The sequence below is a fragment of the Janibacter cremeus genome, from assembly GCF_013409205.1.
GTDB lineage: Bacteria > Actinomycetota > Actinomycetes > Actinomycetales > Dermatophilaceae > Janibacter > Janibacter cremeus.
Window position 1 is genome coordinate 3,211,577 of the sequence record NZ_JACCAE010000001.1, and the last position, 21,950, is coordinate 3,233,526.

21 protein-coding genes are annotated in these 21,950 nt (G+C 70.2%); 12 read left to right on the forward strand and 9 right to left on the reverse strand.

Annotated features, from left to right (window positions below):
• Window positions 1-2 precede the first annotated feature (2 nt).
• The 7 genes from BJY20_RS15215 (at window position 3) to BJY20_RS15245 (ending at window position 5,841) form a co-directional block, all read left to right on the forward strand.
• Window positions 3-953, forward strand: coding sequence for a uridine diphosphate-N-acetylglucosamine-binding protein YvcK (locus BJY20_RS15215; protein WP_185992301.1), 951 nt, complete (start codon window positions 3-5; stop codon window positions 951-953).
• Between the two features lie 34 nt (window positions 954-987).
• Complete coding sequence (gene whiA, locus BJY20_RS15220; RefSeq protein WP_185992302.1) at window positions 988-1,968, forward strand: DNA-binding protein WhiA; 981 nt, start codon at window positions 988-990, stop codon at window positions 1,966-1,968.
• A 95-nt stretch (window positions 1,969-2,063) separates the two neighbouring features.
• Window positions 2,064-3,071 carry a type I glyceraldehyde-3-phosphate dehydrogenase gene (gene gap / locus BJY20_RS15225; protein WP_185992303.1) on the forward strand — a complete coding sequence of 336 codons (1,008 nt, stop codon included), beginning with the start codon at window positions 2,064-2,066 and terminating at the stop codon, window positions 3,069-3,071.
• A gap of 43 nt (window positions 3,072-3,114) precedes the next feature.
• Window positions 3,115-4,323: a phosphoglycerate kinase gene (locus BJY20_RS15230; protein ID WP_185992304.1), complete on the forward strand. Its 1,209-nt coding sequence runs from the start codon at window positions 3,115-3,117 to the stop codon at window positions 4,321-4,323.
• 2 nt (window positions 4,324-4,325) lie between these two features.
• The gene (tpiA, locus tag BJY20_RS15235) at window positions 4,326-5,117 is read left to right on the forward strand and encodes a triose-phosphate isomerase (RefSeq protein ID WP_185992305.1); all 792 of its coding nucleotides are present in this window, start codon (window positions 4,326-4,328) and stop codon (window positions 5,115-5,117) included.
• Between the two features lie 98 nt (window positions 5,118-5,215).
• Complete coding sequence (gene secG / locus BJY20_RS15240; protein WP_185992306.1) at window positions 5,216-5,461, forward strand: preprotein translocase subunit SecG; 246 nt, start codon at window positions 5,216-5,218, stop codon at window positions 5,459-5,461.
• Between the two features lie 29 nt (window positions 5,462-5,490).
• The gene (locus BJY20_RS15245) at window positions 5,491-5,841 is read left to right on the forward strand and encodes an RNA polymerase-binding protein RbpA (protein ID WP_185992307.1); all 351 of its coding nucleotides are present in this window, start codon (window positions 5,491-5,493) and stop codon (window positions 5,839-5,841) included.
• Here BJY20_RS15245 and pgl read toward each other — a convergent pair.
• Genes pgl through tkt form a run of 6 tightly spaced genes read right to left on the reverse strand, consistent with a single transcriptional unit; the run spans window position 5,831 to window position 14,161 of the window.
• A complete protein-coding gene (gene pgl / locus BJY20_RS15250) occupies window positions 5,831-6,571 on the reverse strand; it encodes a 6-phosphogluconolactonase (RefSeq protein WP_185992308.1) in 741 nt (246 codons plus the stop codon). The genes BJY20_RS15245 and pgl overlap by 11 nt on opposite strands.
• A 2-nt stretch (window positions 6,572-6,573) precedes the next feature.
• The gene (locus BJY20_RS15255) at window positions 6,574-7,704 is read right to left on the reverse strand and encodes a glucose-6-phosphate dehydrogenase assembly protein OpcA (protein WP_221935344.1); all 1,131 of its coding nucleotides are present in this window, start codon (window positions 7,702-7,704) and stop codon (window positions 6,574-6,576) included.
• Window positions 7,689-9,230, reverse strand: coding sequence for a glucose-6-phosphate dehydrogenase (gene zwf / locus BJY20_RS15260; RefSeq protein WP_185992309.1), 1,542 nt, complete (start codon window positions 9,228-9,230; stop codon window positions 7,689-7,691). Before zwf ends, BJY20_RS15255 begins: the two co-directional genes overlap by 16 nt.
• Window positions 9,227-10,873: a glucose-6-phosphate isomerase gene (locus BJY20_RS15265; RefSeq protein ID WP_185992310.1), complete on the reverse strand. Its 1,647-nt coding sequence runs from the start codon at window positions 10,871-10,873 to the stop codon at window positions 9,227-9,229. The genes zwf and BJY20_RS15265 overlap by 4 nt, the downstream gene beginning before the upstream one ends.
• Complete coding sequence (gene tal / locus BJY20_RS15270) at window positions 10,870-12,000, reverse strand: transaldolase (protein ID WP_343062937.1); 1,131 nt, start codon at window positions 11,998-12,000, stop codon at window positions 10,870-10,872. The genes BJY20_RS15265 and tal overlap by 4 nt, the downstream gene beginning before the upstream one ends.
• A 4-nt stretch (window positions 12,001-12,004) precedes the next feature.
• A complete protein-coding gene (gene tkt, locus BJY20_RS15275; protein WP_425484180.1) occupies window positions 12,005-14,161 on the reverse strand; it encodes a transketolase in 2,157 nt (718 codons plus the stop codon).
• A 256-nt stretch (window positions 14,162-14,417) separates the two neighbouring features.
• On the opposite strand from tkt, the gene BJY20_RS15280 reads away from it, so the two are divergent.
• The gene (locus BJY20_RS15280) at window positions 14,418-15,368 is read left to right on the forward strand and encodes a heme o synthase (RefSeq protein ID WP_343062939.1); all 951 of its coding nucleotides are present in this window, start codon (window positions 14,418-14,420) and stop codon (window positions 15,366-15,368) included.
• Between the two features lie 349 nt (window positions 15,369-15,717).
• Here BJY20_RS15280 and BJY20_RS15285 read toward each other — a convergent pair whose 3' ends face one another.
• From BJY20_RS15285 to BJY20_RS15295, 3 genes are read right to left on the reverse strand one after another with little or no spacing between them, the layout of a single operon-like run.
• Window positions 15,718-16,626 (reverse strand): COX15/CtaA family protein, encoded by a 909-nt coding sequence (locus BJY20_RS15285; protein ID WP_185992313.1) that lies wholly within the window; start codon window positions 16,624-16,626, stop codon window positions 15,718-15,720.
• 47 nt (window positions 16,627-16,673) lie between these two features.
• Window positions 16,674-17,441 carry an ABC transporter permease gene (locus BJY20_RS15290; protein ID WP_185992314.1) on the reverse strand — a complete coding sequence of 256 codons (768 nt, stop codon included), beginning with the start codon at window positions 17,439-17,441 and terminating at the stop codon, window positions 16,674-16,676.
• The gene (locus BJY20_RS15295; RefSeq protein ID WP_343062940.1) at window positions 17,431-18,141 is read right to left on the reverse strand and encodes an ABC transporter ATP-binding protein; all 711 of its coding nucleotides are present in this window, start codon (window positions 18,139-18,141) and stop codon (window positions 17,431-17,433) included. Before BJY20_RS15295 ends, BJY20_RS15290 begins: the two co-directional genes overlap by 11 nt.
• Window positions 18,142-18,228: 87 nt before the next feature.
• Between BJY20_RS15295 and BJY20_RS15300 the strand changes: the two genes are divergently transcribed.
• From BJY20_RS15300 to BJY20_RS15315, 4 genes are read left to right on the forward strand one after another with little or no spacing between them, the layout of a single operon-like run.
• Window positions 18,229-18,954 carry a helix-turn-helix domain-containing protein gene (locus BJY20_RS15300; RefSeq protein ID WP_185992316.1) on the forward strand — a complete coding sequence of 242 codons (726 nt, stop codon included), beginning with the start codon at window positions 18,229-18,231 and terminating at the stop codon, window positions 18,952-18,954.
• Window positions 18,951-20,372 (forward strand): Fe-S cluster assembly protein SufB, encoded by a 1,422-nt coding sequence (sufB, locus tag BJY20_RS15305; protein ID WP_185992317.1) that lies wholly within the window; start codon window positions 18,951-18,953, stop codon window positions 20,370-20,372. Before BJY20_RS15300 ends, sufB begins: the two co-directional genes overlap by 4 nt.
• The gene (gene sufD, locus BJY20_RS15310; RefSeq protein WP_185992318.1) at window positions 20,372-21,556 is read left to right on the forward strand and encodes a Fe-S cluster assembly protein SufD; all 1,185 of its coding nucleotides are present in this window, start codon (window positions 20,372-20,374) and stop codon (window positions 21,554-21,556) included. Before sufB ends, sufD begins: the two co-directional genes overlap by 1 nt.
• Window positions 21,553-21,903 carry a non-heme iron oxygenase ferredoxin subunit gene (locus BJY20_RS15315; protein ID WP_185992319.1) on the forward strand — a complete coding sequence of 117 codons (351 nt, stop codon included), beginning with the start codon at window positions 21,553-21,555 and terminating at the stop codon, window positions 21,901-21,903. Before sufD ends, BJY20_RS15315 begins: the two co-directional genes overlap by 4 nt.
• Window positions 21,904-21,950 lie beyond the last annotated feature (47 nt).

The following is a 21,950-nucleotide window of genomic DNA, read 5'->3' on the forward strand; positions in this document are numbered from 1 at the left end:
GTGTGTCGGACCTCCTTCGTTCGTCCAAGGTGGTTGCCCTCGGGGGTGGCCACGGCCTCGCGGCCTCGCTGTCCGCCCTTCGCCTCGTCTGCGAGCAGGTGACAGCCATCGTCACCGTCGCCGACAACGGAGGGTCCTCCGGCCGCCTGCGGGACGACTTCGGTGTGCTGCCCCCCGGCGACCTGCGGATGGCGCTGACCGCGCTGTGCGACGACAACGAGTGGGGGCAGACCTGGAGCGACGTCCTCCAGCACCGTTTCACCGGTGATGGGGACCTCGCCGGGCACGCCCTGGGCAACCTGCTCATCGTCGCGCTGTGGCAGCTGCACGACGACCCGGTGATGGGTCTCGACCTCGTGGGTCGACTGCTCAGTGCCCGCGGCAGGGTACTGCCCATGGCGGCGGTGCCGCTCGAGCTGCGCGCGCAGGTCAGCGGCCTCGACGCAGCCGACCCCTCGGCCACGCAGGCCGTGGTCGGTCAGGTGGCCATCGCGAAGACCCGGGGCCTGGTGGAGTCGATCTGCCTCGAGCCGCAGGCACCGCCGGCACAGCCCGAGTCGCTGGCGGCGGTGCGCGAGGCGGACCACATCATCCTGGGGCCGGGCTCCTGGTACACCTCGGTCCTCACCCACCTGCTCGTCCCCGACCTGCGCACCGCGCTGGCCGAGGCCCCGGCTCGCAAGGTGCTCACCCTCAACCTCGACATGGACACCGCAGAGACGCGCGGCTTCTCCGCCACCCGGCACATCGAGACGTTGCACGAGGCCGCACCGGAGCTGGTGGTGGATGTCGTCCTCGCCGACCCCACCACCGTCGAGGACGCGAGTCGACTGTCCGCCGCGTGCGAGACCCTCGGTGCGCAGCTCGTGGTGGCACCGCTGTCGCAGGCACTGCACACCGACCGCCATGACGCATTACGGCTCGCGGCGGCCTATCGTGACATCCTCTCGTGAACGTGCTGGCCACCACCCCGGAAGGACGGACCCCATGGCGATGACCGACAAGGTCAAGGATGAGCTGAGCAGGTGCCAGGTCACCCGGACCTGCTGCCGGAAGGCCGAGGTCGCCAGCGTGCTCCGCTTCGCCGGCGGGCTGCACAAGGTCGGTCGGCAGATCGTCGTCGAGGCCGAGCTCGACACCGCCAGCGCGGCCCGCCGGGTGCGCAAGGACATCATCGAGCTCTACGGCTACGAGACCGAGATCATGCAGCTGGCTGCCGGTGGCCTGCGCCGGGGGAGTCGGTACATCGTCCGCGTGAGCAGGGACGGCCAGGCGCTGGCCCGACAGACCGGCCTCGTCGACGCCGAGGGCCGGCCCGTGCGGGGGCTGCCGCCCCGTGTGGTCGGTGGCGCGGTCTGCGATGCCGAGGCCGCGTGGCGGGGGGCCTTCCTCGCGCACGGCTCGCTGACGGAGCCCGGGCGCAGCTCGTCCCTCGAGATCACCTGTCCCGGCCCCGAGGCCGGGCTCGCCCTCGTGGGTGCCGCTCGCCGTCTGGGGATCCCGTCCAAGGCACGTGAGGTCCGCGGGGTCGACCGGGTCGTCATCCGTGACGGCGACGCCATCGGCGCCATGTTGACCCGGCTCGGCGCCCATGACGCGGTGCTGGCCTGGGAGGAGCGGCGCATGCGCCGCGAGGTGCGGGCCACGGCCAACCGCCTGGCCAACTTCGACGACGCCAACCTGCGCCGCTCGGCCCGGGCCGCGGTCGCCGCCGGAGCCCGCGTCCAGCGCGCGATGGAGATCCTCGGTGAGGAGATCCCGGACCACCTGCGCGAGGCCGGCCAGCTGCGGCTGCAGCACAAGGAGGCCTCCTTGGAGGAGCTCGGCCAGCGGGCCGAGCCCCCGATGACCAAGGACGCCGTCGCCGGCCGCATCCGCCGGTTGCTGGCCATGGCGGACAAGCGTGCGGACGACCAGGGGATCCCCGGTACCGAGGCCTCCCTCACGTCGGACATGCTCGACGGCTGAGTGCCCACCCGGGCCCGTCGGGCACCGGCAGGCATAGGGTGGAGCGAAGCCGCGACCCGCGGCCGTCAGTGGAACCACTCCCGGGAGGCACCACCGTGACAGTACGAGTTGGCATCAACGGGTTCGGCCGCATCGGCCGCAACTTCTTCCGCGCCCTCAAGGCATCCGGGGCCGACATGGAGGTCGTGGCCTTCAACGACCTGGGTGACGACGCCACCCAGGCGCACCTGCTCAAGTACGACTCGGTACTCGGTCGGTTCGGCGGTGAGGTGAAGGTCGTCGAGGGTGGCATCGAGGTCGACGGTTCGCTGATCAGGTCCTTCGCCGAGAAGGACCCCTCGCGGCTGCCCTGGGGGGACCTCGGCGTGGACGTCGTCGTGGAGTCCACCGGCCTCTTCACCGATGCGACCGCGGCGAGGGCGCACGTCGACGCGGGCGCGAAGAAGGTCATCATCTCCGCGCCGGCCAAGAACGAGGACCTGACCGTCGTGATGGGCGTCAACGACGGCGAGTACGACGCGGACAAGCACACGATCATCTCCAACGCGTCCTGCACGACGAACTGCTTGGCCCCGATGGCCAAGGCGCTCAACGACGGTCTGGGCATCACCAAGGGCCTGATGACCACGATCCACGCCTACACCGCCGACCAGAACCTGCAGGACGGTCCGCACAAGGATCTGCGTCGGGCCAGGGCCGCTGCGCTGAACATCGTGCCGACGACCACCGGCGCCGCCAAGGCGGTCGCGCTGGTCCTGCCGGAGCTGAAGGGCAAGCTGGACGGTTTCGCCTTCCGCGTGCCGGTCCCCACCGGTTCCGCGACGGACCTGACCTTCGAGGCCGGCCGCGAGACCTCCGTCGAGGAGGTCAACGGGATCATGCGTGCGGTCGCTGCAGAGGGGCCGATGCGGGGTTTGGTCACCTACACCGAGGAGCCGATCGTCTCCACGGACATCGAGACCGACCCGGCAAGCTGTATCTTCGACGCGGGCATGACCCGGGTGATCGGCAACCAGGTCAAGGTGGTCGGCTGGTACGACAACGAGTGGGGCTACTCCAACCGCCTCGTCGACCTGGTCGACCTCGTCGGCTCATCCTTGTGAGCCGCACCCGTTCAGCAGAAGATCGACGGCAAGAAAGGCATCCGTGAAGACCATCGCTGACCTCGGCGACCTGCGCGGCCGGCGCGTCCTCGTCCGGTCCGACCTCAACGTCCCGCTGGACGGGGAGACGATCACCGATGACGGACGGATCAGGGCCTCACTGCCGACGATCACCCGTCTGGCCGACGCGGGTGCGCGTGTCATCGTGTGCGCCCACCTCGGTCGGCCGAAGGGGGAGCCGGACCCGCGCTTCTCACTCGCCCCGGTCGCCGCGCGACTGGGCGAGCTGCTCGGTGCGCCGGTGGCCTTCGCCACCGACACCGTCGGCGACTCCGCCCGCCAGAGCGTCGCGGACCTGGACGAGGGCCGGGTCGCGGTGCTGGAGAACCTTCGCTTCAACGCGGGGGAGACGAGCAAGGACGAGGGCGAGCGAAGGGCCTTCGCCAATGCTCTTGCCTCTCTCGCCGATGCCTACGTGTCCGACGGCTTCGGTGTCGTGCACCGTGCCCAGGCCTCCGTCTACGACATCGCGACCCGGCTGCCGGCCGCTGTCGGCGGGCTCGTCCAGACCGAGGTCGAGGTGCTGCGTCGTCTGACGAGCGACCCGACGCGGCCCTACGCGGTCGTTCTCGGTGGTGCCAAGGTCAGTGACAAGCTCGGCGTCATCGACAACCTCCTGGCCACCGCCGATCGTCTGCTCATCGGCGGCGGCATGGTCTTCACCTTCCTCAGGGCCCAGGGGTACGAGGTGGGCAGGAGCCTCCTCGAGGAGGACCAACTCGACGTCGTGCGCGGGTATCTCGAGCGGGCCGAGCGCGACGGTGTCGAGATCGTGCTGCCCACCGACGTCGTCGCGGCCACCGATTTCGCCGCGGACGCCGACCACGAGGTCGTGGCAGCCGACGCGATCCCCGCCGACCGGATGGGGCTGGACATCGGCCCGCGCTCCGGTCGCCTCTTCGCCGAAAAACTCCTGGACTGCCGCACCGTCTTCTGGAACGGCCCGATGGGTGCCTTCGAGATGGAGCCCTTCGCTGCCGGCACCCAGTCCGTCGCCCGGGCCCTGGCCGACGTGACCAGGGCCGGTGCCCTCACCGTCGTCGGCGGTGGCGACTCCGCCGCTGCCGTGCGTCAGCTCGGTTTCGCCGACGACGATTTCAGTCACATCAGCACCGGTGGTGGTGCCAGCCTCGAGTACCTCGAGGGCAAGGACCTGCCGGGTCTGTCCGTCTTCGAGCAGCAGGAGAACTGATCATGACCAGCCGCAAGCCGCTGATGGCGGGCAACTGGAAGATGAACCTCGACCACCTCCAGGGCACCCACCTGGTGCAGAAGCTCGACTGGACCCTGCGTGACGGCAAGCACGACTACGGTGCTGTCGAGGTGGTCGTCGTGCCACCGTTCACCGACCTGCGCTCCGTGCAGACGCTCGTCGAGGGTGACCGGTTGCTCATGGGCTACGGCGCCCAGGACCTCAGCCCGCACGACTCCGGCGCGCACACCGGCGACATCTCGGGCGCCTTCCTCGCCAAGCTCGGCTGCAGCTATGCAGTGGTGGGCCACAGCGAGCGACGCGACGGCCACGGTGAGACCGACGAGGTCGTCGCGAGCAAGGCGGCGGCCGCCTTCCGCCACGGAATCGTGCCCATCGTCTGCGTCGGCGAGGGCCTGGAGGTCCGTGGCGCCGGCGAGCACGTCGCCCACGTCGTGGGCCAGGTCGAGGGCAGCCTCGCCGGCATCACGCCGGAGCAGGCTGCACGCGTCGTCATCGCCTACGAGCCGGTCTGGGCGATCGGCACCGGCGAGGTCGCGACGCCCGAGGACGCGCAGGAGGTGTGCGCGGCCATCCGCGCCACGCTCGCGCAGCTCTACTCCACCGAGACCGCAGAGGCGGTCCGGATCATCTACGGCGGATCGGTCAAGCCCGGCAACATCGCCTCCATCATGGCCGGTGCCGATGTCGACGGCGCGCTCGTCGGCGGAGCCTCCCTCCAGGCCGAGGACTTCGCCTCGATCTGTCGCTACCAGCAGCACCTGACCGCCTGACACCGACAGGGTGAGCGGGGAGGTATCCTGACGTGGGTGCCCTCTCGGGTACCTGCCCGAACCAAGCCGACCGTGCCGACCGACAAGGACCTGATCGAGTGAATGCCGTCCGCATCGGACTCCAGGTGATCCTCGTGATCACCGGCCTGATCCAAATCCTGCTCATCCTCATGCACAAGGGCAAGGGCGGTGGCCTCTCCGACATGTTCGGTGGCGGCATGTCGGCCTCGTTGGGCAGCTCGTCGGTCGCGGAGCGCAACCTGACTCGCTTCACGGTCGTCATCGGTCTGGTGTGGTTCACCTCGATCGTCGGCCTCGGACTCGTCGACCGTTTCGACGCCTGATCCCCGTCCCGATCACGTAGGAGATCCTCATGGCAGGTGGTAACGCAATCCGCGGCAGCCGTATCGGTGCCGGCCCGATGGGTGAGGCGGAGCGTGGCGAGGCCGCTGACCGCAGCTTTGTCTCCTACTGGTGCGCCAACGGCCACGAGATGACTCCGTCCTTCTCCGTCGACGAGGGCGTGGAGATCCCGGCCGAGTGGGTGTGCAAGCGCTGCGGCCTCCCCGCTGGTCGCGACAAGGAGAACCCCCCGGCGGCGCCGACCGCCGAGGTCTACAAGACCCATCTGGCCTACGTGAAGGAGCGCCGCTCCGACTCCGAGGGCGAGGCCATCCTCGAGGAGCGCCTCGGCGAGCTGCGCGACCGCGGCCTCATCCGCTGACCGGCCCCACTCCCGAGGCCGCCGCCTCGTCGACGAGCCAGACCGTGCGTTCCTGACCGCGGACCAGGACCGTGCTGCTCTGCTCGGCAGGTGCATCGGCCACCCCCTTCGCCACGGCTCCGGCCTTGTCCTGCCCGGAGACGATGAACCACACCTGCCGCGACCTGGACAGGCACTGCGCCGTGAGCGTCACTCGTGTCGGCGGAGGCTTGGGGGAGTCGTGGACCGCTACGGCGATGCCGGAGGTGTCCTGCTGCATCGGGTGGCCCGGGAAGAGTGAGGCGACGTGGCCGTCGGGGCCGACGCCGAGCAGGACGACGTCGAAGGTGCCGTTGCCGTGGGTGCGCAACTCCTCCTCGTAACGCCTGGCGGCCTCCTCTGCCGAGTCGACGTCGTCGGGCCCGAGGACCCGGTGGACCTTCTCGGAGGTGGTGGTGAGCGAGCGCAGGCCGGCATCGTCGTTCTGGGTGTCGTTGCGGTCGGGATCCCCCGCCGGGAGGTACCTCTCGTCCCCCCACCAGAAGTGGACCCGTGACCAGTCCACGGCGTCGTTGGCCGGGTGGTCCGTCAGTGCCGCGACGACCGCCGAACCCATGGAGCCGCCGGTGAGGGCGACGTGCGCCTCGCCCCGGGCGGCGATGGCATCCTGCACGGCCGTGAGCAGGCGCCCGCTGGTCAAGGTGATCAACCGGCTGGGGCCGGGGTGGACGACGAGCAGCGGTGCGGTCATGGTCACTCCTGGTCCTCGAGCCGGTCGCGGACGGCGTTCCGGACGGCATCGGTACTCGTGCCGGCGGCCTCGGGTGCGGCGTCGACCATGGCGCTGCGGATGGCGCCCCTGGACTCCTCGGCGAGGCGCTCGGCAGTGCGTCGGGCATCGCTCGGGGAGGGGACGAGGTCCTCATCGACGGCCTCGGTCATCGTCATCCTGCGTCGCGTGACCTGGGGCAGGCCCTTGGTCAGGGCGTCCTCGTACACCTCGTCCGCGTCGAGCCGGCGCAGCTCGTCGGCGAGACACTCGGCATCCGACCGGGGGGCGAGGGCGATGGCCCGTCGTGGCTGGCCCGGTTGGTCGAGGGTGGCGGTGGCCCCCCGGAGCGGACGGACCAGGTCGATGGGGCCGGAGTCGCGCTGCAGACGGACGCTGACGACCCCGGTACCCGTGCGCGAACGGACGAGGGAGACGGGGCACTTCAGCCGGTGCCGGAGCCACCCGGCCAGCAGGTCTGCCGACGGCGAGTCCTGCGCGCCGACGACGGTGGCTGCGGTGACCGGCTCGAAGGGGGCCCGGTCCAGGGTCGTGGCGAGCAGGCCCCGCCAGAGGGTGATCCGGCTCCACGCCAGATCGGTGTCGCCGGGGGTGTAGCAGCGCGCCAGACGCTTGACCGTGGCGGCGATCGAGGTGGCCGCGGCGCTGTCGGTGATGCGTCGCTGGGCCATCGCACCGACCGGGTCCGCGCCGGGGTCCTTGGGCGCCTCGGTGGGCCACCAGGCGACGACGGGGGAGTCGGGCAGGACCAACGGTGTGACGACGCTGCGGGCATGCTTGACGAGCGCCCCGTACAGGCGCAGGACGATGACCTCCGAGGCGCCGGCGTCGCCGCCCACCCGGATCTGCGCATCCAGCCGCGCCTTGCCGCGGGCATTGGCCAGGATGACGCACACGATCCGAGCAGGGTGCTGGTGGCTGGCCGTGTTGGCCACGGCCAGCGCCTCCTCCGCGTCCTCCTCCGGGACGACGAGGACGAGCGTGAGCACCCGGCTGAGGGCCATCGCCCCCACGTCCTCGCGGATTTCGATCAGCCGCTGGGCCACCAGTCCGGTGCTCGCGCTGGGCAGGTCGACGATCACGGCATCCTCCAAGTGCGTCCATCCCGCTGCATCATCGTGTCGGCGGCCACCGGCCCCCAGGTGCCGGCGGGATACTCCTCGACGGTGCCCTGTCTCCTCCAGAACTGCTCGATCGGGTCGAGGATCCGCCAGGAGAGCTCGACCTCCTCGTGGCGGGGGAAGAGCGGGGGGTCGCCGAGCAGCACGTCGAGGATCAACCGTTCGTACGCCTCGGGGCTGGACTCGGTGAAGGCGCGGCCGTAGCCGAAGTCCATCGTCACGTCCCGCACCTCCATCTGGTTGCCCGGGACCTTGGCGCCGAAGCGCATGGTCACGCCCTCGTCCGGTTGGACGCGGATGACCACGGCGTTCTGGCCGAGTTCCTCGGTCTCGGTGTCCGTGAAGGGCAGGTGCGGGGCGCGCCTGAAGACGACGGCGATCTCGGTGACCCTCCGGCCGAGCCGCTTGCCGGTCCGCAGGTAGAACGGGACGCCGGCCCACCGGCGGGTCTCGATGTCCAGCCGCATGGCCGCGTAGGTCTCGGTGGTCGATCCGTCCGCAACACCCTTCTCCTGACGGTAGCCCGCGACCTTCTCACCGCCCTGCCAGCCGGACGTGTACTGGCCGCGGACGGTGGCCACGCCGAGGTCGTCCGGGACCCGGACGGCCGCGAGGATCTTCTCCTTCTCCATCCGCAGCGCCCCCGCGGCGAAGCTCGTGGGCTCCTCCATCGCGGTGAGGGCCAGTAGCTGCAGCAGGTGGTTCTGGATGACGTCCCGTGCCGCCCCGACGTCGTCGTAGTACCCCGCGCGGCCACCGATGCCGATGTCCTCGGCCATCGTGATCTGCACGTGGTCGACGTAGTGGCTGTTCCACACCGGCTCGAACATCTGGTTGGCGAAGCGCAGCGCGAGCAGGTTCTGGACGGTCTCCTTGCCCAGGTAGTGGTCGATGCGGAAGATCGCGTCGGGTGGGAAGACCGCTTCGACGATCCCGTTGAGCTCCTGTGCGCTCTCCAGATCGTGGCCGAAGGGCTTCTCGATGACCACGCGCCGCCAGGAGTCGTCTTCCGCAGTGGCCAGACCGCTGCGCTGGAGCTGCTCGCAGACGATGGAGAAGTAGTCCGGCGGGATGGACAGGTAGAAGGCGTGGTTGCCGCCGGTACCGCGCTCGTCGTCGAGCTCGCGGACCGTCTTGGCGAGCAGATCGAAGGCCGCGTCGTCGTCGAAGACCCCGGGGACGAAGCGGAATCCCTCGGAGAGCGAGCGCCAGACCTCTTCGCGGAAGGGGGTGCGAGAGTGCTCCCGGACGGCTTCATAGACGACCTTGCCGAAGTCCTGGTCGGCCCAGTCGCGGCGGGCGAAGCCGACGAGCGAGAAGCCCGGTGGCAGCAGACCACGGTTGGCCAGGTCGTAGATCGCCGGGAGCAGCTTCTTGCGGGCCAGGTCCCCGGTGACCCCGAAGAGGACCAGGCTGCAGGGGCCGGCGATGCGTGGCAGGCGCTTGTCCCGTGGGTCCCGCAGCGGGTTGGTCTCAGGGGTGACGCGGGCGGGGCTCACGCGCGGCCACCTCGCAGCGCGTCGCCGACCAGGGTCAGCCCGCGGTCGTGGTCGGCCAGATGCAGCACGAGGACCGGTCGTCCGTGATCGGCCAGCACGGCGGCATCGCCGCCGGCCTGGGCGCTGATGAACTCCCCGAGCGTGAAGTCACGCCCGGGGACGGGCAGGTCCTGGGCGGGTGTGTCGGTGATCTGCAGGTAGACGCCGGTGCGGGGGCCGCCCTTGTGGTACTGCCCCGTCGAGTGCAGGAAGCGCGGTCCCCACCCGAGGGTGGTCGGTCGCTGCACGCGGGCGGCCAGTGCGTCCACCGCCTCGGCGAAGGGGGCGTCGGCCTCCCGGTCGAGGTAGGCCATGACGGCGACGTACCCGTGCTCGTCGTCGAGCTGTGCGAGCAGGGCCTGCAGGGCCGTCTCGGTCGTGGTCGCCCCGCCGAGCCAGTCGCCACCGAGGTGACTGATCTCGACCGGGCCGTCCACGGCGTCAACGGCAGTCGCGGCCGTGTCGGACCCGGACATCCGGTCGCGGGCGGCCTGCTTGGCGCTCTCGACGTCGGGTTGGTCGAAGGGGTTGATCCCGAGCAGTCGCCCGGCCACCGCGGTGGCAACCTCCCACAGCAGGAACTGGGCCCCCAGCGAGCCGCCGACGTCCAGGGTGGAGGTTGGCGAGGTCGCGGGGAGCACGCGGGGGGCGGAGCCCCCCGGACGGTCTTCCTCGCCGACCTCGACGAGCCGACAGAGGGTGGCATCGGCCGGCAGCGGGGTCCGTCCGGGGTCTTCGAGGACGACGGGGAGGAGACCGCGCTGCTGCTTGCCCGTGGACTCGGCGACCAGCTGCTCGATCCAGTCACCCAGGCCACGGGCGCTCGTCCCGTGGTCGACGAGGTAGAGCTTGTCGCGCAACGGACGAGTGCCTGCGATGGCCGCGGCGAGGCGCAGGCCGGGGTTGGCCTCGTCGTCCTCGGCGAGCAGGTCGGTGACGGCCTCGGCGTCGTCGAGCAGTGCCTCGACGTCGACACCGGCCAGCCCCGAGGGGATCAGGCCGAAGGCGGTCAGGGCGGAGTAGCGTCCACCGACGTCCGGGTCGGCGGTGACGACCCGCTGGCCCTTGCGTCGGGCATCCTCCTCGAGCGGGCTGCCCGGGTCGGTCACGACGACGATCCGGGAGGCGGCGTCGATGCCCGCGTCGGCGAAGGCCTGCTCGAAGACGCGTCGCTGGCTGTCGGTCTCCACGGTGGAGCCGGACTTGCTGGAGACGACGACGGCCGTGCGGGCCAGGTCGATGGCCGCCGCACGCACGACGTCCGGGTGACTGGAGTCCAGCACGGTCAGTGGGACACCGGCGGTGGCGCAGATGACCTCGGGCGCGAGCGAGCTGCCGCCCATGCCGCACAGCACGATCCGGTCAACGCCCTGCTCGCGCAGCGTCTCGCGCAGCGCGCTGATCTCGCCGACGAGGTGCCGGGAGGTGCGGCCGAGGCCGACCCAGGACAGGCGCTTGGCTGCCTCATCCCGGGCCTCCTCGCCCCAGAGGGTGGCATCACGCTCGAACAGACGGCTGGCCACCCTGTCCGACACCAGGCCGGGGACATGGCCGCCCACCGCGTCGGCGGCGGCGCCGGAGGCGAGGACGGCCAGGCTGGTCACCGTGTGGCCGCCTTGCCGAGCTCGGCGCGCACGCCGTCGAGCAGTTCCTCCCAGGCCTTGTCGAACTTCTCGACGCCCTCGGACTCGAGCGTGTCGGTGACGTCGGTGTAGTTGATGCCCAGACCCGCGAGCGCGTCCAGGGCCTCCCGGGCATCAGCGTAGGAGCCGGTGATGGTGTCGCCGGTGACTGTGGCGTGGTCGATCGTCGCGTCCAACGTCTTCTCCGGCATGGTGTTGACGGTGTTGGCCGCCACGAGCTCGGTGACGTACATCGTGTCCGGGTAGTCCGGGTTCTTCACCCCGGTGGAGGCCCACAGCGGACGCTGGCGGCGCCCCCCTTCGTCCTCGAGGCGCTGCCACCGGGGCGTGGCGAAGACCTCCTCGTAGGCCTGGTACGCCAGCCGGGCATTGGCCACGCCGGCCTTGCCGCGCAGGGCGAGGGCCTCGTCGGTACCGATCTGCTCGAGCCGGCCGTCGACCTCCGAGTCGACCCGGGAGACGAAGAAGGATGCGACGGAGTGGATCGTCGACAGGTCCCGTCCCGCTGCGAGGGCCTGCTCGAGGCCCTCGATGAAGGCATTCATCACCGCGCGGTAGCGCTCGAGGCTGAAGATCAGCGTGACGTTGACGCTGATGCCCGCAGCGAGGGTCTCGGTGATGGCCGGCAGCCCGGCCTCGGTCGCCGGGATCTTGATGAAGACCTGCGGCCGGTCGACGGCCTCGGCCAGCTGTCGCGCCATCGTGACGGTCCGCGGGGCGTCGTGGGCCAGCCGCGGGTCAACCTCGATGGAGACGCGGCCGTCGACGCCGTCGGTGGCTTCGTGGAGCGGCCGGAACACGTCGCAGGCATCCCGCACGTCGTCGGTGGTCAGGGCGAAGACGACCTCGTCGACGTCCTTGCCCTCGGCGGCGAGGGCATTGACCTGCTCGTCGTAGGCCTCTCCGTCGGCCAGTGCCGCCTGGAAGATGGACGGGTTCGTGGTGACACCGACGATGCCCTTGCTGTCGATGCGCTCCTGCAGGCCGCCCGAGCGCAGCATCTCTCGGCTGAGGTCGTCCAGCCAGACGGAGACACCGGCGTCCGCGAGGGCCTGTACGGAGGCGGGCTTGGTGGGGATTGTGCTCACGAGATCATCCCTTTGCGTTGGTGATGGAGGCCTTGGCTGCGGTGACGACGGCCGCGGGAGTGATGTCGAACTTCTCGTAGAGGGTCGCCTGGTCGGCGGAGGCACCGAAGTGGTCGATGCTCACGCTCTCGCCGGCATCACCGACGACCTCGCGCCAGCCGAAGGGGGTCGCGGCCTCGACGGAGACGCGCGCCCGGACCGTGGGCGGCAGGACCTCCTCGCGATAGGCCCTCGGCTGCTGGTCGAACCACTCACGGCACGGCATGGACACCACGCGGGTGCCGGTGCCGGCCTCCTCGAGCGTGGCGCGGGCCGCCATGGCGACGGCGACCTCGGTGCCGGTGGCCACGAGGATCACCTCGGGCACCTTGGTGCTGGACTCGGCCAGGACGTAGGCGCCCTTGGCCGCGCCCGCGGCGGGAGCGAACTCGTCGCGGTCGATCGTCGGGGTGCCCTGTCGGGAGAGGGCCAGCGCCGCGGTGGAGGTGTTCTTCAGGACCTGGCCCCAGCAGACGCTGACCTCGTTCGCGTCGCCCGGGCGGACGACGTCCAGACCCGGTATGGCGCGCAGGGCGGCCAGGTGCTCGATCGGCTGGTGGGTGGGGCCGTCCTCGCCCAGGCCGATCGAGTCGTGCGTCCACACGTACGTCACCGGCAGCTGCTGGAGGGCCGCGAGGCGCACGGCCGGGCGCATGTAGTCGGAGAAGGTGAGGAAGGTGCCGCCGTAGACACGGGTCAGTCCCTCCAGCGCGATGCCGTTCATCGCCATGCCCATGCCGTTCTCACGGATGCCGAAGTGCAGGGTGCGGCCGTACTCGTTGCCGGACCAGGTGTCCGTCTGCTTGCCCTTGGGCACGAAGGAGGGCTGGCCGTCCATCGTGGTGTTGTTCGAGCCGGCGAGGTCGGCGGAGCCACCCCACAGCTCGGGCATGACGTCGGCGAGCGCGGTCAGGACCTCGCCGGAGGCCTTTCGGGTGGCCATGCCCTTCTCGTCAGCCTCGAAGGTCGGCAGGGCCTCGTCCAGGCCCTCGGGGACCCGGGCGTCCACGACGCGGTCGAGCAGCGCTGCACGCTCGGGGTTGTCCCGGCGCCAGGCCGTCATCCGCTCGTCCCACTGCGTGTGGGCGTTCTGCCCGCGGGTGATCACCGAGCGGGTGTGCTCGAGCACGGTCTCCTCGACGGCGAAGTGCTGCTGCGGGTCGAAGCCGAGCCGTTCCTTGATTCCGGCGACCTCGTCCTCGCCGAGCGCTGCGCCGTGGGCTGCGCCGGTGTCCTGCTTGGTCGGCGCGGGCCAACCGATGATCGTGTGCAGCACGATCATCGTGGGCGCGGAAGTGTTCTCCTTCGCCGCCGTGCAGGCTGCCAGGAGTTCGTCGATGTCCTCGACGTAGGCCGAGCCGTCACCGGTCTTGCGCCAGTCGACGTCGATGACGTGCCACCCGTAGGCGCGGTATCGGGCACCGACGTCCTCGCTGAAGGCGATGTCGGTGTCGTCCTCGATGGAGATCTGGTTGGCGTCGTAGATGACGTTGAGGTTTCCCAGCTCCTGGTGGCCGGCCAGCGAGCTGCCCTCGGACGAGACACCCTCCTGCAGGTCACCGTCGGAGGCCACGCACCAGACGGTGTGGTCGAAGGGAGACGCGCCCGCCGGGGCGTCCGGGTCGAACATGCCCCGCTGGCGGCGCTGGGCCATCGCCATGCCGACCGCAGAGGCGAATCCGGAGCCGAGCGGTCCGGTGGTGATCTCGACACCCGGGGTGTGGTGCACCTCGGGGTGGCCGGGGGTGAGCGACCCCCAGGTCCGCAGCGCCTCGAGATCGCTGAGCTCCATGCCGTAGCCGGAGAGGAAGAGCTGGATGTACTGGGTGAGCGAGGAGTGGCCCACGGACAGCACGAAGCGGTCGCGGCCCAGCCACGTCGGGTCGCTCGGGTCGTGCGTCATCACCTGCTGGTAGAGCAGGTAGGCGACGGGGGAGAGGCTCATCGCGGTACCGGGGTGACCGCTGCCGCACTTCTGCACCGCGTCCGCTGCCAGGACCCGCCCCGTGTCGACCGCACGGACGTCCAGGTCGCTCCACCCTGCCTTGGTCGCGACCGGACGCGGGAGGTCGCCGGAGCGCGAGGACGTCCCTGCCGGGCCATCGGGATTCGCCGAGGCCACGGTGCGGGTGGTTCCCGCCGGAGTCGCAGTGCCGGCCGGCTTCTTGGCGGGGGCCGTGGGGGAGGTGTCGGTGTCCGTGCTCACGGAGGACCTTTCTCTGCAGATCGGTGGGTGCTCACCTCCCACACTAGTGGGATTGCGCGCGCATGCCACGCCGTCCGGGGGCGGGCTCGGAGGCTGTTTCGACACGGGTAGAGTGTGGACACGGTCGGCGCCCTGCGCGACCATGTCCCACCCCCTTCGGCAAAGGCAGTCCGTGAGCACTCTCGAGTCGACGCGCGACCTGTCGCCGGCGACCCGCCCGTGGCGTCGCACCGTGCGTGCGTACGTCGCGCTGACGAAGCCTCGGATCATCGAGCTGCTTCTCGTCACGACGGTTCCGGTGATGTTCCTCGCCCAGCGTGGCGTCCCCTCGCTGGGCCTGATCGTCCTCACCCTCGTCGGCGGATCCCTCAGCGCCGGGGCGGCCAACACCTTCAACATGGTCTACGACCGTGACATCGACGCCAAGATGGGTCGCACCCAGGGCCGGCCCCTCGTCACCGGTGAGGCCACGCCACGCGGGGCGATGATCTTCGGTCTCGTCCTCACCCTCGTCTCCACCCTCTGGCTGGGACTGCTCGTCAACTGGCTCTCCGCCGCCCTGTCGCTCGGGGCGATCCTGCTCTACGCCGTCGGCTACACGATGGTCCTCAAGCGCCGCACGGCGCAGAACATCGTCTGGGGTGGTATCGCCGGCTGCATGCCGACCCTCATCGGATGGTCCGCGGTGACCAACTCCGTGCAGTGGCCCGCGATCATCCTCTTCCTCGTGATCTTCTTCTGGACGCCGCCGCACTACTGGCCGCTGTCCATGCGCTTCACCGACGACTACTCCGCCGCCGGTGTGCCCATGGCCCCCGTGGTCCAGGAGCAGACGACCGTGGCCAAGCAGATCGTCGCCTACTCCTGGCTGATGGTCCTCACCTCGCTCGCGCTCGTCCCCGTGGCCGACATGGGCTGGATCTACCTCGGTGCCGCGCTGCTCTCGGGCGGCCTCTTCGTCGCCGAGGCCCACCGGCTGATGTCGGCGGCCCGCAAGGGGGCCAACCAGCAGGTGCTCAAGCCGATGCGGCTGTTCCACTTCTCGATCACCTACGTCACGCTGCTCTTCCTCGGCGTGGCCATCGACCCGCTGCTGCACCTGCCGCTGCCCGGTCTGGCCTGAGTCCAGCCCGGCGGTCCTGCTCCAGGTCCGCGGGCGAAGGGAGCGCGCGGGCCTTGGCGCACAGTCCGGACTCCTCGGTCTTCCGCTGCACCTGTGTTCTCCGGGTCCGGACTGTGGCCTGAGTCGGCCCACCCCCTCCCTTCGTCCGCTCCCGGGGTTACCCACGGCCGGGTCACCTCGCGGAGGCCGGGGCACCCTGGTCGGGCCGCGTTGCCTGTGGTGGCCGGAACATCCTGATCGGGCCGCGTTGTGTCGCGGCCAGCGCCAGATATCCCGGCCACATCGAGAGATCCAGGCCATCCCCGGGGGACGGGACGCCCGGATGCGATGAGATCTCGTGGCCTGTTGGTCAGTCGGCCGGCAGGGGACCCGGCGTGCGGGAGAGGACGATCGCGCGGGCGATGACGACGACGAGCGCGGCCGCGCCGAACATGTGGGCCAGGACGAGGACCTCGGGCAGCTTCGTCAGGTACTGCACGTAGCCGACCAGGCCCTGGGCGAGGGTGACGGCGAGAACCACCGCCCAGGCGCGGGCGGGACCCGGCCCTCGCTCGGTGAGCTTCGCGCCCAACCAGACGGCGACGACGAGGCCGATGAAGAGCATGACGGCGTCGGCGTGCAGCCAGGAGATCGTGCGGGGGTCGAAGCCCGTGCGAGCCGGGGTGTCCGCGTCGCCGGAGTGGGGCCCGGAGCCCGTGACGAGGGTGCCGAGCACGAGGACGACGACAGCCACGGTGCACAGCAGCCAGGTGGTGCGCTCGACCAGGGGATGCAGTAGCGACCGGGTCGGTCCGGCGCTCTGCCGATAGCGCCACAGCAGCCATGCCGAGGTGCCGATGATGGCCATGGAGCAGAGGAAGTGGAAGCCGACGATCCACGGGTTGAGGCCGGTGCGCACCGTGATGCCGCCGACGATCGCCTGCGCCGCGACGCCGCCGAGGACGACCCACGTGCCGAGGATCAGCTCCGGACGGTCACGCGCCCAGCGGTACAGCGCGATGAGCAGCACGAGGGCGGCGATGCCCACGACGCCGGTGAGGGTGCGGTTGCCGAACTCGATGAACTTGTGGATGCCCTCCGCCTGCTCGACGGTGGGCACGTAGGACCCCGGGACGCACTGGGGCCAGGTGGGGCACCCGAGCCCGGAGCCGGTGAGCCGGACGAGGCCGCCGGTCAGGACGATGCCGACCTCGACGACCAGGTTGATCAGGAGCAGGCGGGGCAGCCACGTGCGTGCAGCAGCGGAGTACTCGGACACCCCATTACGGTATGTCGCCCCCCGTCCGGACCGGTCGTCGGGTGCGGTCACTCGCGCCAGCGGAAGGTGCGCATCACGAGCAGGCTCAGGCCGGCGCCCCACACGAGCAGGACCAGCCAGGGCAGGAACGGCACGCTCCCGTGTGCCAGCTGCTCACGGAAGGCGTCACCGAGGGCTGCCGAAGGCAGCCACTGCACGATCACGGCGGCCTTGCTGCCGAGCGTCTCGGCGGGCAGCAGCAGGCCGCCCACGCCGGCGAGGAGCACCCACACGAGGTTGGCGACCGCGAGGACGGCCTCGGCCCGCATGGCGCCGGCCACCAGGAGTGCCAGGGCGACGAAGACCCACACCCCGAGCGCCGCCGTCACCGGGGCGAGGAGCAGTCCCACGAGGTCGGGCCGCCAGCCCATGACGGCAGCCACCAGGCCGAGCACCACGAGCTGGACGGCAGCGACGGCGCAGATGGCCAGGGCCTTCCCGGCGAGGAGTCCGTCGGTGCCCACGGGGGTGGTCGCGAGCATCCGCAGCACGCCGTAGCGGCGGTCGAAGGCGGTCTGGATCGCCTGCCCGGTGAATGCTGTGGACACGACGGCCAGGGCGAGGACACCGGGCGCCACCACGGCGATCCGCGGCGTGGCCAGATCCGGGTACGAGCTCGCGACGAGGGCCACGAGAGCCAGCGCCGGCAGGACGAGGGAGACGAGCAGCTGCTCGCCGTTGCGCGCGAGTATCCCGGCCTCGAAGCGAGCCTGGGCTGCCACCCGGCGCGGTCGAGGAGCGGGTGCGGGGACGTGGGTCGCGGCCTCAGCGGTCACGGGTTCCTCCGGTGAGCGAGAAGTAGGCGTCCTCGAGACGGCCCCCGCCGGAGATCTGCTCCGGTGTGCCGTCGGCGACGACGCGGCCACGGTCGAGGATGACGACCCGCGCCGCGAGACGCTCGGCCTCCTCGAAGCTGTGCGTGGTCACCACGAGCCCGACGCCGGCGTCGGCCTCCTCTCCCAGCAGGTCCCACACCTCCAGCCGTGCGTGCGGGTCGAGCCCGGCCGTCGGCTCGTCGAGGAAGGCGACCCGGGGCCCGCCGACGAGGGCGGCGGCCAGTGCGACCCGCTGCCTCTGGCCGCCACTGAGTCGCCGGATGGGTGTGCTGGCGAAGGGGGTGATGTCCAGGCGCTCGATCAGCTCGGCCGCACGGTTGGTGACGTGCAGGCGCGCGAGGTGGGTCAGCAGGCGTCGGGCGCTCACGCTCTGCGGGAGCCCGCCGTCCTGGAGCATGACGCCGACGCGGGCACGGTGGGCCGCATCGGCTCGCCACGGGTTCGCGCCGAGGACGCGGCAGGTACCGGAGTCGGGCCGCAGGAGGCCCTCGAGGCACTCGATCGTGGTGGTCTTGCCGGCGCCGTTGGGGCCGAGCACGCAGGTGATCTGGCCCGTGTCGGCGCCCCAGGTGGCCCCGTCGACGGCGATGACATCACCGAAGACGCGGCGCAGGTCCTCCACGACAACGGCTCGAGTCACGGTGGGCAAGTCTAGGCAACCCCGCGGCCGTCTCGTGGTTAGGGGTGCCTTTGTTGTCACCGGCGAAGAATTACGTAACATGGGTGTGTGCTTAATTCACCGCGGGATCTCTCGACGTCGCAGGGCGACGTCGATACCCGTGATGCCAGCACCCGCGATCGCGTGCTCGCGGTGATCAGCGAGCACGGCCCGATCACCGCAGCCGACATCGCCATCCATCTCGGCCTGACGGCCACCGGAGTGCGTCGCCACCTCGACCTGCTGGCCGAGGACTCCTCGGTCACCAGCCGGGCGCCGCACCGGGGCAAGCGTGGCCGCGGACGTCCTGCCCGGGAGTGGGTCGTGGCCGATCTGGGGCACGACCACCTTCCCTCCGAGTACGACGAGCTGGCCACCGAGGTGATGCGCTTCCTGCGTGAGCAGGGCGGCGAGGACGCCGTTCGTGCCTTCGCCGACGAGCGGGTCGCCGGCCTGGAGGCGCGTGTCCGGGACCGGCTCGACGCCGCGGGCAGCGATCCGCACGCACGCACACTGGCGCTCGTTGAGGCCTTGGGCCTCGAGGGATACGCTGCCAGCGCCCGTCCGGTCGGCGAGGACAGCAGCGTCGGTGTCCAGTTGTGCCAGGGCCACTGCCCGGTCCGACACGTCGCCACGGAGTTCCCCGAGTTGTGCGAGGCGGAGACCGACGCCTTCAGCCGCCTTCTCGGAGTCCATGTCCAACGCCTGGCCACACTGGCCCAGGGTCATCACGTCTGCACCACCTTCGTCCCCACGCCGGGGGCGCGATCCCACAAAGAGAGGGCCAACCGATGAGCACCAACATCGAAGAGCTGAACCCAGGGCTCAAGGACATCGGCCGCTACGAGTACGGCTGGTCCGACAGCGACGCGGCCGGTGAGGCGGCCAAGCGAGGCCTCAACGAAGAGGTCGTGCTCGACATCAGCGACCGCAAGAGCGAGCCGAAGTGGATGCGCGACCTGCGGTTGAAGTCCCTGCGCCTGTTCGACAAGAAGCCGATGCCCAGCTGGGGCAGTGACCTCACCGGCATCGACTTCCAGAACATCAAGTACTTCGTGAAGTCCACCGAGAACCAGGCCAGCTCCTGGGAGGAGTTGCCGGAGGACATCCGCAACACCTACGACAAGCTCGGCATCCCCGAGGCGGAGAAGCAGCGGCTCGTCGCGGGCGTCGCCGCCCAGTACGAGTCGGAGGTCGTCTACCACCAGATCCGTGAGGACCTGGAGGAGAAGGGTGTCATCTTCGTCGACACCGACTCCGGCCTGCGCGAGCACGAGGACCTCTTCCGGGAGTACTTCGGCACCGTCATCCCGGCCGGTGACAACAAGTTCTCGGCGCTGAACACCGCCGTCTGGTCAGGTGGCTCCTTCATCTACGTGCCGCCGGGCGTCCACGTGGACATCCCGCTGCAGGCCTACTTCCGGATCAACACCGAGAACATGGGCCAGTTCGAGCGCACGCTGATCATCGCGGACGAGGGCTCCTCCGTGCACTACGTCGAGGGTTGCACCGCGCCGATCTACACGACCGCATCCCTGCACAGCGCCGTGGTCGAGATCGTGGTGAAGAAGAACGCCCGCGTGCGCTACACGACCATCCAGAACTGGTCGAACAACGTGTACAACCTCGTGACCAAGCGCACCACGGTCGAGGAGGGCGGCACCATGGAGTGGATCGATGGCAACATCGGCTCCAAGGTGACGATGAAGTACCCCGCCTGCTTCCTCATGGGCGAGTACGCCAAGGGTGAGACCCTCTCGGTCGCCCTGGCCGGCGAGGGCCAGCACCAGGACGCGGGCGCGAAGATGGTCCACGCCGCACCGAACACCTCCAGCTCGATCATCTCCAAGTCCGTTGCCCGCGGTGGCGGCCGCAGCTCCTACCGGGGCCTGGTGCAGGTGCTCGAGGGGGCGACCAACTCCAAGTCGAACGTCGTCTGCGATGCGCTGCTCGTCGACACGATCAGCCGCTCGGACACCTACCCCTACGTCGACGTCCGCGAGGACGACGTGCAGATGGGCCACGAGGCGACCGTGTCGAAGGTCTCCGCAGACCAGCTCTTCTACCTCATGTCCCGCGGGATGAACGAGGAGGAGGCGATGGCGATGATCGTGCGCGGCTTCGTCGAGCCGATCGCGAAGGAGCTCCCGATGGAGTACGCCCTCGAGCTGAACCGCCTCATTGAACTCCAGATGGAAGGAGCCGTTGGCTGATGAGCCTGCTGGCTGACACTTCGAGCCGACAGGCTCACACCCACTCCGGCGAGACCATGGTCCCGGACGCCTCCCGTGGCGAACGGACCCGCTCGTGGGAGGTTGCCGAATTCCCGATGCCGCAGGGCCGTGAGGAGGACTGGCGGTTCACCCCGATCAGTCGCCTGACGAACCTCCTGGCGGACGAGGCCAGCGGCGCCACGCTCGAGTGGACCACGCACCTGCCGGAGGGCGTCACGCTCACCACGACGTCCGTGGAGGAGCTGGGACGAGACGCGCTGCCCAAGCCGATCGACCGGCCGGCGGCCTTGGCGGCGGCCCACGGTGGGGGCATCTCCCTCGTCGACGTGCCGAAGGAGCACGAGCTCACCGAACCGGTGCGCATCTCCCTGGACGGCACCGAGCGGCAGATCGTGAACGGTCACCTCGTCGTGCGCGTCGGCGCGTTCTCCTCGGCGACGATCGTGCTCAGCCACACCGGCTCGAGCGACTACAACGAGCTGGTCACCGTGATCGCCGGGGACTCCTCGAAGGTCACGCTCGTCACGCTGCAGGACTGGCAGGACGACACCCACCACCTCGCCCAGCACGACGTCGTCGTCGGCCGGGACGCCTCGGCGCGGCACATCGCGATCTCCATCGGTGGCGGAATCGTGCGGCTGAACACCAACGCGAGCTACACCGGCCCCGGTGGATCCTTCGAGGGGCTGGGCGTGTACTTCGCGGACGCCGGGCAGCACCTGGAGCACCGCCTCTTCGTCGACCACGAGGCGCCGCACTGCCGCAGCAACGTCGAGTACAAGGGCGCGCTGCAGGGCGAGACGGCGCAGACGGTCTGGGTGGGCGACGTGCTCATCCGGGCTGCTGCGGAGGGGACCGACACCTACGAGCTCAACCGCAACCTCATCCTCACCGATGGGGCGCGGGCGGACTCGGTGCCCAACCTCGAGATCGAGACCGGCGAGATCGTCGGTGCCGGTCACGCCTCGACGACCGGCCGCTTCGACGACCAGCAGCTGTTCTACCTGCAGTCCCGCGGCATCCCGCAGGAGCTGGCCCGTCGTCTCGTCGTGCGCGGCTTCTTCAACAGCATCGTCCAGCGCATCGGCGACGAGGAGATCAGCGAGAAGGTCATGGCGGCCATCGACGAGGAGCTCGAGGCGAGTTCTGGGGCGATGGCATGAGCACCGCGACCGAGGCCGACTTCGTCCGCGTCTGCCGGCTCGACGAGCTGCCGGACGTGGGCGCTGCCAAGGCGGAGATCCAGGGACGGATCGTCTCGATGATCCACGCCGAGGACGGCAGCGTGCACTGCATCGACGACGAGTGCACGCATGGTCGCGTGTCGCTGTCCGAGGGCGACGTCGAGGGTTGCGAGATCGAGTGCTGGTTGCATGGCTCGCGCTTCAACCTCGTGTCCGGCAAGCCGACCAGCCTCCCGGCCACGGTCCCCGTGGTCGTGCACACCACGCGAGTCACCGATGGCGAGGTATTCGTCGCGCTGTCCGACGAGGCGCCCCGCACGGTCTGACGGTCGCCGGCCCACCACACTTATTTCCACATACGAAGGACGAACAG